This is a genomic window from Ruminococcus sp. SR1/5 (assembly GCF_000209835.1).
Lineage (GTDB): Bacteria > Bacillota > Clostridia > Lachnospirales > Lachnospiraceae > Blautia_A > Blautia_A fusiformis.
In genome coordinates, this window is sequence record NC_021014.1 from 990,245 (window position 1) to 1,006,528 (window position 16,284).

General features: G+C 45.2%; 12 protein-coding genes and 1 pseudogene. 1 reads left to right on the top strand and 12 read right to left on the bottom strand.

The window, feature by feature from the left end:
* Positions 1 to 123: 123 nt before the first annotated feature.
* From CK1_RS05115 to CK1_RS05160, 11 genes and pseudogenes are all read right to left on the bottom strand, one after another.
* Positions 124 to 1,446: a hypothetical protein gene (locus tag CK1_RS05115; RefSeq protein WP_015525226.1), complete on the bottom strand. Its 1,323-nt coding sequence runs from the start codon at positions 1,444 to 1,446 to the stop codon at positions 124 to 126.
* Entirely contained in the window at positions 1,412 to 1,960 is a 549-nt protein-coding gene (locus CK1_RS05120; protein ID WP_015525227.1) for a DNA cytosine methyltransferase, read from the bottom strand. The genes CK1_RS05115 and CK1_RS05120 overlap by 35 nt, the downstream gene beginning before the upstream one ends.
* Before the next feature lie 382 nt (positions 1,961 to 2,342).
* Positions 2,343 to 4,181 (bottom strand): glutamine--fructose-6-phosphate transaminase (isomerizing), encoded by a 1,839-nt coding sequence (gene glmS / locus CK1_RS05125; RefSeq protein WP_015525228.1) that lies wholly within the window; start codon positions 4,179 to 4,181, stop codon positions 2,343 to 2,345.
* Positions 4,182 to 4,288: 107 nt separating this feature from the next.
* Positions 4,289 to 5,500, bottom strand: coding sequence for a threonine ammonia-lyase (ilvA, locus tag CK1_RS05130; RefSeq protein WP_015525229.1), 1,212 nt, complete (start codon positions 5,498 to 5,500; stop codon positions 4,289 to 4,291).
* 6 nt (positions 5,501 to 5,506) lie between these two features.
* Entirely contained in the window at positions 5,507 to 6,445 is a 939-nt protein-coding gene (ftsY, locus tag CK1_RS05135) for a signal recognition particle-docking protein FtsY (protein ID WP_015525230.1), read from the bottom strand.
* A gap of 18 nt (positions 6,446 to 6,463) precedes the next feature.
* Positions 6,464 to 6,766 carry an AAA family ATPase gene (locus CK1_RS18040; RefSeq protein ID WP_015525231.1) on the bottom strand — a complete coding sequence of 101 codons (303 nt, stop codon included), beginning with the start codon at positions 6,764 to 6,766 and terminating at the stop codon, positions 6,464 to 6,466.
* On the bottom strand, positions 6,763 to 10,023 hold the full coding sequence (smc, locus tag CK1_RS05140; protein WP_015525232.1) for a chromosome segregation protein SMC: 3,261 nt from the start codon (positions 10,021 to 10,023) through the stop codon (positions 6,763 to 6,765). The genes CK1_RS18040 and smc overlap by 4 nt, the downstream gene beginning before the upstream one ends.
* A gap of 13 nt (positions 10,024 to 10,036) precedes the next feature.
* Positions 10,037 to 10,717 carry a ribonuclease III gene (rnc, locus tag CK1_RS05145; RefSeq protein WP_015525233.1) on the bottom strand — a complete coding sequence of 227 codons (681 nt, stop codon included), beginning with the start codon at positions 10,715 to 10,717 and terminating at the stop codon, positions 10,037 to 10,039.
* A complete protein-coding gene (locus CK1_RS05150; protein WP_021652554.1) occupies positions 10,707 to 10,955 on the bottom strand; it encodes an acyl carrier protein in 249 nt (82 codons plus the stop codon). Before CK1_RS05150 ends, rnc begins: the two co-directional genes overlap by 11 nt.
* A gap of 79 nt (positions 10,956 to 11,034) precedes the next feature.
* Positions 11,035 to 12,047, bottom strand: a pseudogene (gene plsX, locus CK1_RS05155) (phosphate acyltransferase PlsX); the annotation flags it as partial.
* 230 nt (positions 12,048 to 12,277) lie between these two features.
* Positions 12,278 to 14,113 (bottom strand): ABC-F family ATP-binding cassette domain-containing protein, encoded by a 1,836-nt coding sequence (locus CK1_RS05160; protein ID WP_015525236.1) that lies wholly within the window; start codon positions 14,111 to 14,113, stop codon positions 12,278 to 12,280.
* 455 nt (positions 14,114 to 14,568) lie between these two features.
* Here CK1_RS05160 and CK1_RS05165 point away from each other — a divergent pair, with 455 nt between their 5' ends.
* Positions 14,569 to 15,297, top strand: coding sequence for a LytR/AlgR family response regulator transcription factor (locus CK1_RS05165; RefSeq protein ID WP_114002550.1), 729 nt, complete (start codon positions 14,569 to 14,571; stop codon positions 15,295 to 15,297).
* Here the strand turns inward: CK1_RS05165 and CK1_RS05170 are convergent.
* On the bottom strand, positions 15,236 to 16,284 hold a 1,049-nt coding region (locus tag CK1_RS05170), incomplete at its 5' end, for a sensor histidine kinase (RefSeq protein ID WP_306288777.1). The two genes, CK1_RS05165 and CK1_RS05170, sit on opposite strands and share 62 nt — an antisense overlap.

Genomic DNA, 16,284 nt, shown 5'->3' on the forward strand with positions numbered 1-16,284 from the left:
CAACAACAGATTTATTTCGAAAATAAAAAAATTCGAAGGCAGCGGATCATCTTCTAAAACTCTGCCTTCGAAATTAGTATTTTTGAGTTATTTTTCACAAAATTTTCTATTTTTCCAGGCGCATCAGCATATCATCCAAAATATCTTCCAAATACCCTCCCGTTGTTTTTCCCCTTCTTTTTTTATCTGGAGCATCGCTTTCAAATCTTCATCGGACAGGCAGATGATCAGTTTCCCGCTTTCCCGTAGACTTCCCCGTGCAGCCATTTTCGCATGTTTATCCGCTCCTTTTCTGGAAATAATGATCGCAACTTTACGGAGAGCTTTTTCGTACAGATATTTTTCTGTAGTGTAAATTTCCCTCTGAGTAATAGGCTTTTCATAGTTTTTAAACTCGAACACGATATACTTCGTAGAAAAATACTTACAGATCGTGTCAAAAAAATCCTGTGTCACCCCGTTTTTGATCTTACAGCACATGTCAAAACGATACAGATTTTCCTCTGTTGTCTTCTGCTGCTCCCACAAAGTCAGATATTCTCCAAGGATATATTTCAGAATAGAAACACAAAGTTCCTCATATTTCTTGAAAGCTGCACTACCGGTCTCCAACACTTTTAACTGCGCTATATAGCTGTCAGCAACCGATTCCGGATCCGTATTCTCCATCTGGCTGCTTTCCTCAAAGATAAAAGGCTCCGGTCTCTCCGGTTCTATGTTTTCCACCGAATAATTCAGAATCGAGATCAGTTCGTTCTTCAGTTCCGGATAGTCTTCAAAGAGCCACAGCACATTTCGGATGTCCCAGACATATCCAAGCTTCGCCTCTTCGTACTTTCTCTTAGTCTCATCAGAGACCAGATTCGCCACTACACAGATATTTTGTAATGGCAGATCCTTTTTCTGATCTGACACTGCTTTTCCAACCAGACGGCTATAACTCTGCAACCGTTTAAGTGTAGCGATTTCTTTGGAATCACTGTACATTCTGGTCATAAAGACCCATTCATCGCTTTGGAAAGAAACCCCTTTATATGTAAGGTATTTTTCAAAAAGCTGCTTAAAGCGGGCCATATTTTCCCAGTTTTTCATCTGCACATCACCCTCTGAATTTATATAGGGTTCTACGCAGAGATTGCGAACGACCTGTTCTGTCACTTTTATGTTCGGCGCATATATCAGGCTTCTGTACATCCGGCTTTTGTTTGGCACAGAACGTGGAAAATCTTCCGGAAATCCCTTTAATCTGGCTATTTCTTTGTGTGTGATCTTATGATAGACGCCATGGATACGGATCAGCGGCATTTTTATCAGATTCAGACGAACCTGCCCGGATTCCCGATAACCGCCTTTTTCCCAACACAAAACGCTGTCACCGGCATGCGAAGCATCAATCTTCTCTTTCGCAAAATCAATTCTGTAATACCAGGAATCCTGTGGATTCATTTTCCACCCAGCCATCCAACAGGATACTACTCTTATGGACCTGCACCGGCATGATCATATCCGAAGCATTCACTCTTTTTGAAACAATATATGCAAATTCTTCCCGCAGCGGAAATGCAGTAACCTCCGAACTCTGGATATTTTTATGCGTGATATGGTATCCATATTCTTGCAGCTGAAAAATGTGCTCCTTTATGAACCCTTTCCATAATTGCTTTTTCATAACAAAAAGAATGGCCGGCGGTCGTCTTCTTTGCACCAGGGTCAAACTATAAAACACCTCTTCTGCTTTCGACTGCGTCAGATCAAAAGCCCAGACATCACTGTCCGGAACTGTGGCAGGATCTATGGAAGAAAGGCTGCATGCAGTTACATTTTGACTTATATTTTCCTGATAGATCTCTATCACTTTTCTGTCCGGCTCATATGCTTTCAAAATCTCATAACCGGCATTTTGAAAACCAAGAGTCAGCGCACCGATACCGGCATTAAAGATCACCACTGTATTCTTCATATATTTTTCCTATCTTATTATTTGTACTGTGACAGCAGCTCCAAAAGCTTACCACTGTTGATTGGTTTGTTATAATTGATCCCCACAAGCCAGGATATTCCCTGTACATTTCTGTAAAGACTCCGGATAATTTTTCTCCTTTATCTGCTCTATGGCTGTCCGGGCACTCTGGTTTCAGTTCAATCTCCTCTCTGGCACTACCGGCATAAGCATGTACCCGTCACCCCTTCTTAATATCCCCTGAAAAGCAAAATAATTTCACAGCATCATATGTCTATATGATACCATGAAACTATTTTTGCGTAAAGATTTTATAAAAAAGCCTCAGAGTATTTTCGCATATACATACTCTGAGGCTTTCTCTATAGTCCATATATATTTTTTACTCCACTGTCACGCTCTTCGCCAGATTTCGTGGTTTATCCACATCCAGTCCTTTGGCTACGCTTACGTAGTAGCCCAGAAGCTGAAGCGGGATCACTGCCAGGGATGTTGCAAAGTGCGGGTCTGTTTTCGGGATATAGACGGTGAAGTCTGCGGTATCCTCGATATTGTAATTGCCAAATGTGGTCAGGCCCATAAGGTAGGCGCCGCGGCTCTTGCACTCAACCATGTTGCTGACAGTTTTTTCGTAGAGATCCGGCTGGGTCAGCACACCGATCACAAGAGTCCCGTCTTCGATCAGGGAGATCGTTCCGTGTTTCAGCTCTCCGGCAGCATAGGCTTCAGAGTGAATGTAACTGATCTCTTTCATCTTCAGACTGCCCTCCAAGCTGATAGCGTAATCAATTCCTCTTCCTACAAAGAAAGCATCTTTTACATTTGCCTGTTTTGAGGCAAACCACTGGATACGCTCCTTATCTTCCAGGATCTTACAGATCTTATCCGGAAGTGTCTGCAGTTCACTGATATAATTGCTGTAGGCTTCTTCTGTGATCGTTCCTCTTACCATTGCAAACTGGATCGCCAGTGTATAAGCTGCGATCAGCTGTGTGCTGTACGCCTTGGTAGTAGCTACAGAAATCTCCGGTCCGGCCAGAGTATAAAATACATTATCAGCCTCACGTGCAATGGAAGATCCCACTACATTAACGATTCCCAGTGTACGAATACCATTTTCCTTGCATTTACGAAGTGCTGCAAGACTGTCTGCTGTTTCACCGGACTGACTGATGATCACTGCAAGGCTGTTGGTGTTAAGGGCCATTTTTCGGTAACGGAATTCGGAAGCAAGCTCTACCCTTACCGGGATCTGTGCAAGATCCTCGATCACATACTGTGCTGCCATTCCTACGTGATAAGCGGAGCCGCAGGCTATGATATAGATCTGCTGGATGTTCCGGATGCTTTCTTCTTCCAGGCCAACTTCACTGAGGTCGATCTTTCCATCCTTGAGCACGGAATTCAACGTATCCAGTACTGCCTTTGGCTGTTCATGGATCTCTTTCATCATGAAATGCTCATATCCGGCTTTTTCCGCTGCTTCTGCATCCCATTCAATGGTTTTCAGCTCTTTCTCGATCTCATCTCCATCAAGATTGTAGAAGGTGACTTCGCCTTTTTTCACACGCGCCATCTCCAGATTGCCGATATAATATACATTGCGGGTGTATTTCAGGATCGCCGGTACGTCAGAAGCGATAAAGGATTCATCTTCTGCCACTCCAAGGATCATGGGGCTGTCTTTTCTGGCTACATATATTTCACCCGGATAATCCCTGAACATGATCGCAAGGGCATAGGAACCACGGATACGTACCATGGAATGTGTGATGGCATCCACCGGTGTTCCCTCATATTTCTTGTAATAATAATCGATCAGCTTGACTGCTACCTCGGTATCGGTCTCAGAATAGAAAGTATAGCCTTTACGGGCGAGCTTATTTTTCAGTTCCTGATAGTTCTCAATGATGCCGTTGTGGACTGCTACGATATTACCGTCGTCTGTCATATGCGGATGTGCATTGTTCTCAGAAGGTTCACCATGAGTTGCCCATCTGGTATGACCGATACCACAGGTTCCCGGTACAGTCTCTCCGCCGTTTGTCTTTTCTGACAGAACTTTCAGTCTTCCCTTGGCTTTGATCACTTCCGTCTCGCCCTCGCCGTCACGTACGGCGATTCCAGCGGAATCATATCCTCTGTATTCCAGCTTGGAGAGCCCATCTAAAAGGATCGGAGCTGCCTGGTGTCTACCTGTAAATCCTACAATTCCACACATATTTATCTGTCCTTTCTGTCTATGCAGGTATTTTCGCAAAAGACCGGGCTGTTACATCATATGCAACAGTCCGGTCAGAAGTTTCAGTTATTGCAATATAACACGTCCTACAGTATAGCACGTACCACTCTCGGTTTGCAACCCGCTTTTTCCAGAGCTGCAACGATCTGATTCTTATGATCTGTTCCAAATGCTTCCATAGTGATCCGAAGTTCTACGGCTGCATTTCGGTTGGTACTTACAAACTGGTTATGATCCAGTTTGATAACATTACCCTGATTTTCAGCGATCACACTTGCAACACGTACCAGTTCACCTGGCTTATCCGGAATAAGTACGGATACGGTAAAGATACGGTCACGCTGGATCAGTCCGTGCTGTACAACCGATGACATAGTGATCACATCCATATTTCCACCGCTTAAGATGGAAACGATCTTCTTATTCTTTACATCCAGATGACGGAGAGCTGCTACAGTAAGAAGTCCGGAGTTCTCTACGATCATCTTGTGGTTTTCTACCATATCCAGAAAAGCCACGATCAGCTCATCATCATCGATGGTAATGATATCGTCCAGATTTTCCTGGATATATGGGAAGATATTTTTTCCCGGAGTCTGTACTGCAGTACCATCTGCGATAGTATTTACGTGAGGAAGCGTTACGACCTCCCCTTTCTCCAGAGATGCCTTCATACATGCTGCGCCTGCCGGCTCAACACCGATGACTTTGATGTGTGGGTTCAGAAGCTTCGCAAGTGTAGAGACACCTGTAGCAAGTCCGCCCCCTCCGATCGGTACCAGAATGTAATCTACAAGCGGAAGTTCCTGTACGATCTCCATGGCGATAGTTCCCTGACCGGTTGCTACTGCCGGATCGTCAAATGGATGGATAAAGGTATATCCTTTTTCTTCTGCAAGGGCAAGTGCGTGTGCGCAGGCTTCGTCATATACGTCGCCGTGAAGGATAACCTCCGCACCGTAACTCTTGGTGCGCTCTACCTTGATCAGTGGTGTGGTAGTTGGCATGACAATGACTGCTTTTACTCCATATTTATGTGCAGCATAAGCAACACCCTGGGCATGATTTCCTGCAGATGCAGTGATCAGACCTTTGTTCCTCTCTTCGTCAGAAAGTGTGCTGATCTTGTAATATGCGCCACGCACCTTATATGCACCGGTACGCTGCATATTCTCTGGCTTCAGATAAACCTTATTTCCCGTCATATCTGAGAAATAACTGCTGTATATCAGCTTTGTTTCCTGTGTCACTTCTTTTACTTTTGCTGCCGCTTCCTCAAAGCTCTCTAATGTAAGCATTTGTATTTAGCTCCTTTCTTCTACGTCAAAGAGGGCGTTTACAAATGCGTCTGCATCAAATTTCTGCAGGTCATCGATACTTTCGCCTACTCCGATGTATTTTACTGGTATGTCAAGCTCAGACTGGATCGCTACTGCGATTCCGCCCTTGGCTGTACCATCAAGTTTGGTAAGAATGATTCCGGTAACGTTTGCGACCTCGGCAAACTGTCTTGCCTGGGAAAGCGCATTCTGGCCCGTGGTTCCGTCAAGAACTACCAGTGTTTCCAAATATGCTTCCGGATACTCACGTTCCAGAATACGGTAAATCTTGCGAAGCTCTTCCATAAGGTTTTTCTTATTATGAAGTCTTCCTGCGGTATCGCAGATCAGAATATCTGCATTTCTGGCTTTGGCTGCTGCCACTGCATCATAGACAACAGATGCCGGATCTGCTCCGTCCTGGCCGCCGATGATCTCAACGCCTGCACGGTTGGCCCACTGTGTCAGCTGCTCCCCGGCTGCCGCACGGAAGGTATCTGCTGCTCCGAGGATGACCTTTTTTCCCTGATCCTTTAATTTACCGGCCAGTTTGCCTACAGAGGTAGTCTTACCTACTCCGTTGACACCGATCACAAGGATCACGGATTTCCGGTTCTCAAACTCATATTCTGTGCTTTCTACCTGCATCTGTTTTTTGATGCTGTCGATCAGAAGCTGTTTGCACTGGGACGGCTCCTTGATATGCTGCTCAGCAACCTGCTCCTTTAAATGCTCCAGAATGGAGGTGGTTGCGTTAATGCCGATATCTCCCATGATCAGGATCTCTTCCAGTTCTTCATAAAAATCATCATCAATACTGGAAAAACCGCTGAAAATGGAATCAAAGCCGGCAACGATATTGTCTCGCGTTTTGGTAAGTCCGCTTACCAGACGTTTAAAAAATCCTTTTTTTTCTTCTGCCATACTGATTCATCCCCTCTGCTACTGGGTAAGCTGGTTCTCTACTAAATCTACGGATACCAGCGTGGATACCCCTTTTTCCTGCATGGTAATTCCATAAAGCCTGTCTGCTGCATTCATGGTACCACGTCTATGTGTTATTATAATAAATTGTGTGTTCTTCGTCAACTTCTGAAGATATCCCGCAAAACGTCCTACATTGGAATCATCCAGTGCAGCCTCGATCTCATCCAGAAGACAGAATGGTGAAGGCTTCAGATTCTGGATAGCAAAAAGAAGTGCAATGGCTGTCAGTGCTTTTTCTCCACCGGAAAGCTGCATCATGTTCTGAAGTTTTTTCCGGGCGGCTGGGAAATGATCCGGATCCCGGCCTCAAGGATATCCTCGTCTTCCGCAAGTTCCAGAGTTCCCCGGCCTCCGCCGAACAGTTCTTTGAAGGCTTTGTCAAATTCTTTCTGGATCTCTCCGAATTTTTCGCTAAACTGCTTCCGCATACCCTCATCCAACTCCTGGATGATCTGTTCCAGCGTTTTTTCCGCTTCCAAAAGATCGTTGTACTGACCGCTTAAGAACGTATGCCGTTCCAGAAGTTCTTTGTAATCCTCAATGGCATTGACGTTGACAGAGCCAAGAGCTCGGATCTCGTCCTTTAATTTATGGATCTGCTGCTTCATCACATGCCTGTCATTCATTTCTTCTTTCCTGTACTGCAAGGCATTATTCGGAGTGATCTCGTATTCTTCCCACATATAGGAAATCCTTGCTTCCCGGTTCTCTTCGATCTTTTCTGCCTGAGTCTTCAGTCGGAAGCATTCTTTGTCCAGAAGACTGATCTGGCCAGACAGCTCATCACGCTTTTCAAAAAACTCCTTATGGCTTTTTGTGCGCTCTTCCTTTTCCTGCTGCCATTTTTCCAGCTGTTTTGCAGCCACCTCTTCTTTTGCGGCAAAGCCTTCGATCTCCTTACGGACCTTGTCGATCGTCTTTCTCTTTTCTGCAGTTTCCTGGCTGCCTTTTTCCAGAGAATCCAGAATTTCTTCCCTCTCTTTCGAAAGAACTTCGATTTCCTCTTTCAGGCGCCGCAGATTTTCCTTTATGAAGCTTTCCTTCTGCTGGGATGCAGATGCGTCAAGACGGATCCTTTCCAGCTTCTCTGAAGTCTCCGCTTCGTCCTTTTTCCAGTCCTCCAGCTCCTTCTGCCGGGTCTCGATAAACGTTTCCAGCTCTTCCTCATCCCTTTTGGATGCTTCAAGTTCCTGCGTGATCTTTATGTTATCTGCCTGCATGTCTCTTGCCTGAAGACGGATCTCCTCCTGCTCCCTCTCGATCCTGGTATAACCGCCGCGGATCTCCTCCGCTTTTTTCTCCAGCTGTTCAATGTTCAACCTAGCTGTATTCTGCTGAATGGATTGTTCCTGAAATTTCTGCTGCAGCGCCGCCACCGTATCACGCATCTCATTTCTTCTGCTGCGGTTATCTTCCATGGACTGTCGGATCTCATTATACCCGGCTGCCAGCTCTTTTACCTTCTTTTCCAGTTCCTCGATCTCACGACGACGCCCAAGAAGATTGCTGTTGTTCTTAAAAGCTCCACCGGTCATGGAACCGCCTGGACTTAAGGATTCTCCCTCCAACGTTACCATACGGATACTGTGTCGGTATTTTCTGGCAATGGCAATAGCATGATCGATATGATCCACCACCAGCACTCTGCCAAGAAGATATCCGATCAGACCGTCATATTCCTTCTCTGCAGTTACCAGGCCACTGGCAAGACCAATAGCTCCCGGTTCGTTCAAAGCACCTCTCTGATTAAACTCGCCTCTTGAAGAAATGCTGTTTAACGGGAGAAAAGTCGCACGACCATACCGGTTTTTCTTCAGGAATTCGATCATCTGCTTAGCAGTCTGCTCGTTATCCGTAACGATATTCTGAATACTTCCGCCAAGAGCTGTCTCAATAGCGATCTCATAATTTTTTTCAACGTGAATGATATCCGCCACTACGCCACGGATCCCAGGAACATGATTCTTCTGTTCCATGACACGGCGGATACTGTTTCCATATCCATCATAACGTTCTGTGATATTGCGGAGGGATTCCAGTCTGGATGCCTCTCTATGATAGGACGTCTGTTTCTTTTCCAGCTGTGTATTCTGCTGTTTAAGGGTTTCCTGTATGGCATGTATCTCTTTTGTAAGACGGCTGCCTTCTTCTCTGGTTTCCTGAATGGCCTTCGTGATAGTGTCGTATTCCTTCTGTGCCTGATCGATCGCTGACTGCTGCTCCTCTTCCTGGGTTTTCAGGGAAAGGATCCTCTGACTGATTCCTGCTTTCCGGATATCCAGCTGCTCCTTCATGGCATCAAAACGCTGTGCCTTACCTTTGGTGTTTGCACGGGAATTAAGGATCTCAATGATCTCATTCTTACCATCTTCCACTGCCTGGGTGCATTCTTCGATGCTGCTCTGGATATTGTCCATTTTTTTCTGCTCGTCAGCAAGTTTTCTGTCGATCTCCCGTAAATTTGCCTGAAGATCTGCTTTTTGCTCTTCCAGAGCCTCCTGGTCTGTAGATTTTTTCTCCGTATCTTCCTGAACTGCTAAAAGACGGCTGCGATAATGACTGTCATTCTGCTCTCCTGCCAGGATCTGTTCATGAAGAACATTGATCTCACCGGACAGCTGTTGTTTACGGATAGCACGATCCCGGCTTTCTTCCCTCAACGCCTCCATCCGCTCATTCAGCTCTTCCAGTATTTTTTCCAGACGTTCATATTCATCCTTGGTACGACTATGAGCATCCTGGGCTTCTTTTAACTGATTTTCTGCGATCCTGGTTTTTTCTTCCAGCTCGCGGATCAGATTTCCGGTGTGTTCATATTCCAGGAGGAACATATTTATATCCAGCTCTTTCAGATTTTCTCTTTTTGCCAGATATATTTTTGCAGTCTCAGACTGACGTTCCAGCGGTTCCAGCTGCTTGGTCAGCTCACTTAAGATGTCCGTGACACGGACCAGATTCTGTTGTTCTTCCTCAAGCTTCTTCAGTGTGGTATTTTTTCGTCTTTTAAATTTGACGATCCCGGCTGCCTCGTCAAAAAGCTCTCGGCGTTCTTCGGGTTTTCCACTTAAGATCTTATCGATCTGACCCTGTCCGATGATGGAATATCCTTCTTTTCCGATACCGGTATCATAGAACATCTCATTGATGTCCTTTAAACGACAGGAGCTGCCGTTGATGCGGTATTCGCTCTCACCGGAACGATACAGTCTTCTGGTAACGGTTACTTCTTCAAAATCCACCGGGAGCTTGTGATCACTGTTATCAAGTGTAATAGCCACGGACGCAAAGCTCAGAGGCTTGCGAAGCTCCGTTCCTGAAAAGATAACATCCTGCATATTCCCGCCTCGAAGCTGCTTGGCGCTCTGTTCTCCCAGAACCCAGCGGACTGCATCGCCAACATTACTTTTTCCGCTGCCGTTAGGTCCTACGATGCCGGTGATCCCGTTATGAAATTCAAAATTTATTTTCTGTGCAAAGGATTTAAATCCCTGCACCTCTATATTTTTCAGATACATTGGCCACCTGCTGTTATTTTATACTGCGTATTGCCTCTAGGGCTGCAGCCTGTTCTGCTGCCTTTTTTGTATGGCCGATTCCGGTTCCCATACTTTTTCCATTGATCAGCGCCTCCACAGTAAAGCTCTTGCTGTGGTCCGGTCCCTCTTCTTTCAGAAGACGATATTCCACCGGATGATTTCCGCCTTCCTGTACCATTTCCTGAAGCACTGTCTTGCTGTCATAAAAAATCCTCTTATCCTCCAGATCGTTCAGGATAAATTTCATAACAAAAGCCTGTGCCGGTTCAAATCCACCGTCCAGATACATAGCCCCGATCAGAGATTCCAGGCCATCAGAAACGATGGAATCTCTTTTACGACCGCCCATCATTTCCTCACCTCTTCCAAGGAGGATAAACTCCGGAAGCCCGAATTCTCTTGCACAGTAGGCAAGACTCTTTTCACATACCATGCTGGCACGTTTCTTGGTCAACTCACCTTCCTGATTATTCCGGAATTTTTTATACAGGAAATCACTGCTGATCAGCTCCAGCACCGCATCTCCAAGAAACTCCAGACGCTCATTGCATCCAAGCTTTCCAAGGTGTTTTTCGTTGGCATAGGAGCTGTGTGTCATTGCCTGCTCCAGTAAAGATTTTGCGGTAAACTGGTATCCGATAGTCTGCTCCAGCTTTTTTAAATTATTTTCCATTTCTTCTTCCCTTCGTTACTCGGCGAAGAGTCTCCACTGCATCGCCGACAGTAACGATCTCCTCGGCTTCCTCCGGGGCGATACGAACATCAAAAGTTTCCTCCAGATCAATAAGAATCTGAAAAAAATCCAGAGAATCCACTCCCAGATCATCCACAAATGTAGTTTTTTCTGTAATGGCATCCATATTTCTTCCCAGAGTTTTTTCGATGATGGTCTTCAGCATTTCCAGTTCCACGACTGTTCGCCTCCTGTTCTGTCTGTAATATTTCCGGCAATCCCGGTTTTATTTTTTCGCTTTTTTCTTCTGCCTGTGCTTTCTGCTCAGCTGCTATAAACTCCTCGATCTTTTCATTGATCTTCTCTTCCTTAAACTGCTCGCACTGAAAGATCGCATGACGGATTTCTACGCTTTTGGCACTTCCGTGGCTTTTGACCACAAGACCTTTCAGACCAAGAAGCGGTGCTCCGCCATATTCACTGGCATCAAATGATTTTAAGGTTTCCTTAAGAGCAGGTTTTACCATCAGAGCTCCCATTTTACTGCGAATGTTTGTCATCATACCTTTTTTGATCATAGATATCAGAGTAGCTCCAACACCTTCATAAAGCTTGAGGATCACATTTCCTACAAAAGCTTCACAGACTACTACATCTGCATAACCTGACGGGATATCTCTCGCCTCAATACTTCCGATGAAATTGATATCCTTACATGCTTTTAACAGAGGGAAGGTAGCCTTTACCAGCGCATTGCCCTTTTCTTCCTCAGCACCGTTATTAACGATAGCAACTCTCGGTTTCTTAATACCCACTACATTTTCCATATAGATGGAACCCATCTGCGCAAACTGTACCAGATGATCTGGTCTCGCATCTACATTGGCACCACAGTCGATCAGAAGGGAAACGCCCTTTGCCGTAGGGATCAGCGGAGCAAGAGGTGGTCTCCGGATCCCTTTGATCCTGCCTACGATCACCTGGCCTCCTACCAGTACCGCACCGGTGCTTCCGGAGGAAACAAAGGCATCGGCCTCCTGTTTTTTACAAGATTTAATCCCACTACAATAGAGGAATCTTTCTTTTTCTGGATAGCCATGACCGGAGGTTCCGCAGTCTCGATCACCTGAGACGCATGCACCACACGAATCCTGTCCTTAGGATAATCCGGGTATTTCCGAAGCTCTGCTTCGATCACATCCTGTACTCCTGTAAGGATAACCTGGATGTTCTCTTTTTCTTTCACAGCTTCCACTGCGGCTTTTACCGGTTCCTCGGGAGCATTGTCACCACCCATTGCATCTACAACGACTTTTACCATTTCTGACATATGTTGTCCTTTCTCTGTCCGAAATCTTTTCGGAATGCATATGGTACACTGTAGTGAAAATCCTCATACACATCCGTATAAGGATTTTCATTGCAGAGTACCAAAAGTTAAGCGGATATTCGAAATCCGCATTCGCTACCTACTCATAACCGAATAACTGCTTTGCAGTTTATCCGGTTAACGTACCGTTATTTATGATACTAGAGTTTTGCCTGAGAAGTCAATATCTTTTACTCTTTCTGATTTTCAATCTGTTCTGCAAGATCATTTAAATATACCCAGCGATCCATTTTTTCGTCCAGCTTTTGCTGGATTTCCTGCTGCTCGTCGGAAAGCTCCCGGAGTTTTCCCACATTTGTGGCATTGGCAGCCATCTCTTTGTCAATCTGCTCCAGACGTTCTTCCAATGCTGCAATGTCATCGTCAATAGTGTCAAATTCTTTCTGTTCTTTATAGGTGAATTTCAGTTTCTGTTTCCGGTTCTGTTTCCAGGTATCTGCAGCGGATTTCTTTTTCTCAGGCTCAGCTGTTTCTCCCTGTACTGTACCGCCATTCATATCTGAACGCGTTTCCAGAGACTGTCCCTTTCTTTCCTTTGCTTCCAGATAATCCGTATAACCGCCCTCATACTGAACAAGCCGGCCATCTCCCTCAAATGCCATAATACGGTTCACCACATTATCCAGGAAATAGCGGTCATGGGACACCGTGATCACGATGCCGGAAAAAGAATCCAGATAGTCCTCAAGAATGGTCATGGTGGGAATATCAAGATCATTTCCGGGCTCATCAAGAAGAAGAACATTTGGCGCCTCCATCAGAACCTTCAAAAGATACAGTCTTCGCTTCTCACCTCCGGAAAGCTTCTCCACCGGAGTGTACTGCATGGCCGGATCAAAAAGAAATCTCTCAAGCATCTGGGAAGCTGTGATCCTTCCTTCTTTTGTCGGAACATATTCCGCCACCTCACGGATATAATCGATCACCCGCTGTCTTCCATCCATATCCGGAACGTTTTGGGCAAGATACCCGATACGGATCGTTTCTCCGATCTGAATCTCTCCGGAATCCGGCAAGATCAGTCCATCTGCCATTTTAAGAAGTGTGGACTTACCGCAGCCATTTGGTCCGATGATCCCGAGACGCTGATCACGGAGAACAATATGATCAAAATCATTGATCAAAAGACGACCTTCGATGGTTTTAGTTACATGATGAAACTCTATGGTTTTCTTTCCCATACGGGTCTCAATGGAATCCATTTCCACATTCTGCTCTTTCAGCGGGGTTTTTCCCGCCTTCAGTGCTTCCAAACGGTCAAGCCTTGCTCTCTGTTTTGTACTTCTGGCACGACAGCCTCTTGCTGCCCATTCCAGTTCCATCCGAAGTACACTGCGGCGCTTCCGGTCACTGGCAAGCTCCATTTCCTCTCTCTGCGCTTTCAGCTCCAGAAATCTGGAATAATCTCCTGCATAGGAATATAATTTTCCGTGGCTGATCTCCAGAATCCGGTTTGCCACACGATCCAGGAAATAACGGTCATGAGTGACCATGATCACCGTCCCACGAAAATTCCGGAGAAAATCTTCCAGCCATATGACCATTTCTCCGTCCAGATGGTTGGTAGGCTCATCCAGGATCAGAATGTCAGCCGGATTTAAAAGCATCCTTGCCAGCGCCACTCTTTTCTTTTCACCACCGGAAAGATTATCCATATTAATATTCTGATCGGTAATACCAAGTGTATTCAGCATGCGTCTGGCCTCACTTTCGGTACTCCAGTCCTTCTGCCATTTGCCTTCTGCCACATAGTCCAGAATGGTCATATGCTGCGGAAATTCCGGAGTCTGGGGAAGCCAGCTGATCCGGATCCCGTTCTGGGTGATCACCTGCCCTTCGTCCGGTTCTTCCTCTCCAGCGATCACGCGGAGCAAAGTAGTTTTACCGGTTCCGTTTACACCGATGATACCTATTTTTTCTCCCTGATCGATGCCGCAGGAGATATCATCAAATATCACCTTATCTCCAAAAATTTTGTGGATATGTTCTATATTAAGAATGTTCATGCGCATTTTCTCCGTTTTCTTCCAAAGTATATAAAAATCATTTCCATGATAGCGAATTTCCACGATTCCGTCAAGAATCACTGTTATGACAGGGGAAAGGGCTGTACCTCAAATCTGGAAGTACAGCCCTCTTGGGGGATTGTTTTTTATCTGGATTTTGGTCAACAGTTTCTGGTGTCGCCAGCTGCTGCCCTTATTTTTCGTATATCCACCGCCTTTCGTATCTTTTGACGCTATTGTAAAAAATTAATCAGGAAATGACAACAGACCTGTGACAAAATGACAGTTTCCATGAAATATGACATTTTTATGTTAAATATCTACTAAAAGCACGTTCATTCCTGATAATTTTCTACACAATACGTCATTTCAGGCCAAAATCCGATATTGGATATACATAAAAGTTATGATATACTATTTTTACTACTCTTTTATAAACCGGAGGTTATATTATTTTGAATATTGCAATTATTGATGACATCTCAACGGATGCAGAAGCCCTGAAGAATATCGCTGTTTCCTATTTTGAGAAAAAACAGATCCGGGCAGAAATCTGTCATTTTTTCAGCGCAGAAGAATTTTTTGAAGATTATCAGCCCGGAAAATTTCAGATCCTGTTCCTGGATATTTATATGGACGGGATGACAGGTATGGAAGCTGCGCGCAGGATCCGAAGACAGTCCGATAACTGCATCCTTGTTTTTGTCACTACCAGCAGTGATTTCGCTGTGGAAAGCTATGATGTAGGAGCCTCCTATTATCTTCTGAAACCATTTCAGCCAGAAAAACTCTGTTCCATTCTGGATTCCTTTCAATCCAGGCATTTACTGGCATCCCGTTACATTGAAGTCGTTTCTGACCGGGTTCCCATCCGGGTCCCTCTGCGCAGTATTTTATATGCAGATACATTCCGAAATGCAGTGTGCCTTCATACCGACGCCGGTCCGGTCCGTTCTTATCTTACCTTTCACAAATTTGAGGAGCAGATCCGGGACTGTCCCAATTTTCTCTCCTGTTACCGTGGCTGTGTCGTCAATATGGACCGTATACAGGAAGCTTCTGAAGAAGGCTTCCTTCTGGACAACGGAGAGGTCGTCCAGATCCGGAAACGTGGCTCTTCTGCTATCCGTAAAGCTTATCTTCAGTATCTCTTTGCGTCAGATGAAGAAATATCTCAGCTTTAAAAATGCCATTTTCAGACTGAAAATCCGCAAACCCTCCATAACGTGCCGCAATTTCCATGATCGACGCAGTTCCGATCCCCTGTCCGGAATGCTTACCTGAAAAAAATCCTGTTTTATTTCTGCGTAAGGGATCTGTGCAGCTGTTCTCTTCTTTTATAAGAAGTTTATTACTTCTGGTACGTATCTGTACACGGACAAATCTGGAACTGCCTTTCGGACAAAGCTGTGCCGCTTCTATGGCATTTTCCAGAAGATTACCAAAGAGACGACAAAAATCTGTATCCTGGATCCCTGTTTTTTCCGGTGCTTCTACCTGACACTGAAAAACGATCCCGTTTTTTCTGCATAATTCTTCATAATAATGTAAGATCGCATCGGCAACCTGATTTTTACAGTAAGAATGATAGGGCAAACGTTCCTGGAATTCCCGGGTATACCGGCAAAGGTATTTCTGCATTTCTCCATACTGCTCACGTTCCAGTAATGCAGACAGAACACGAAGGTGCTGACGCATATCATGACGGACACGGCTGGTTTCTTCCATCTGTTCTTTTAATCGGTCGTAATGATTTTTCTGGGCAAGGAGACGAAGTTCAGTCTGATGACTGTATACCTCATAAGTCAGACGGATCTTATATGCTTCTGACAGATCTCTCCACAGAACACAGCCAAACGCAGCTGTCAGTATCAGCCCACCTGTCTCCGGGAAACCTCCTCCCAAAATCGGCTCATAAAGATACCCTATCCGATCTGCCACAAGGGAACAGGCATAAATCGTTGTTCCCACCAAAACAATCTTTCCATATCTGCAATCTGTTTCTCCAAAAGTATTGAGCAGCATATAGATCGCTGCCACCCATTTGACTGCCTCACTGATCCAGACAACATCATAAAGAAGCCTGGCTGAAGGAAGTATATCCGCAAAAATCTCCAGAAAGAAAGCTACTACGATCCAGAGATCGATCAAAAGAAACAGATATATGCCCC

What these genes read in the sequence shown, in the direction of transcription:
- smc (WP_015525232.1), bottom strand. Translation starts at nt 10,023, where the DNA reads ATGTATCTGAAAAATATAGAGGTGCAGGGATTTAAATCCTTTGCACAG.
- ilvA (WP_015525229.1), bottom strand. Translation starts at nt 5,500, where the DNA reads ATGCTTACATTAGAGAGCTTTGAGGAAGCGGCAGCAAAAGTAAAAGAA.
- CK1_RS05120 (WP_015525227.1), bottom strand. Translation starts at nt 1,960, where the DNA reads ATGAAGAATACAGTGGTGATCTTTAATGCCGGTATCGGTGCGCTGACT.
- glmS (WP_015525228.1), bottom strand. Translation starts at nt 4,181, where the DNA reads ATGTGTGGAATTGTAGGATTTACAGGTAGACACCAGGCAGCTCCGATC.
- CK1_RS05115 (WP_015525226.1), bottom strand. Translation starts at nt 1,446, where the DNA reads ATGAATCCACAGGATTCCTGGTATTACAGAATTGATTTTGCGAAAGAG.
- CK1_RS05160 (WP_015525236.1), bottom strand. Translation starts at nt 14,113, where the DNA reads ATGAACATTCTTAATATAGAACATATCCACAAAATTTTTGGAGATAAG.
- rnc (WP_015525233.1), bottom strand. Translation starts at nt 10,717, where the DNA reads ATGGAAAATAATTTAAAAAAGCTGGAGCAGACTATCGGATACCAGTTT.
- ftsY (WP_015525230.1), bottom strand. Translation starts at nt 6,445, where the DNA reads ATGGCAGAAGAAAAAAAAGGATTTTTTAAACGTCTGGTAAGCGGACTT.
- CK1_RS18040 (WP_015525231.1), bottom strand. Translation starts at nt 6,766, where the DNA reads ATGATGCAGCTTTCCGGTGGAGAAAAAGCACTGACAGCCATTGCACTT.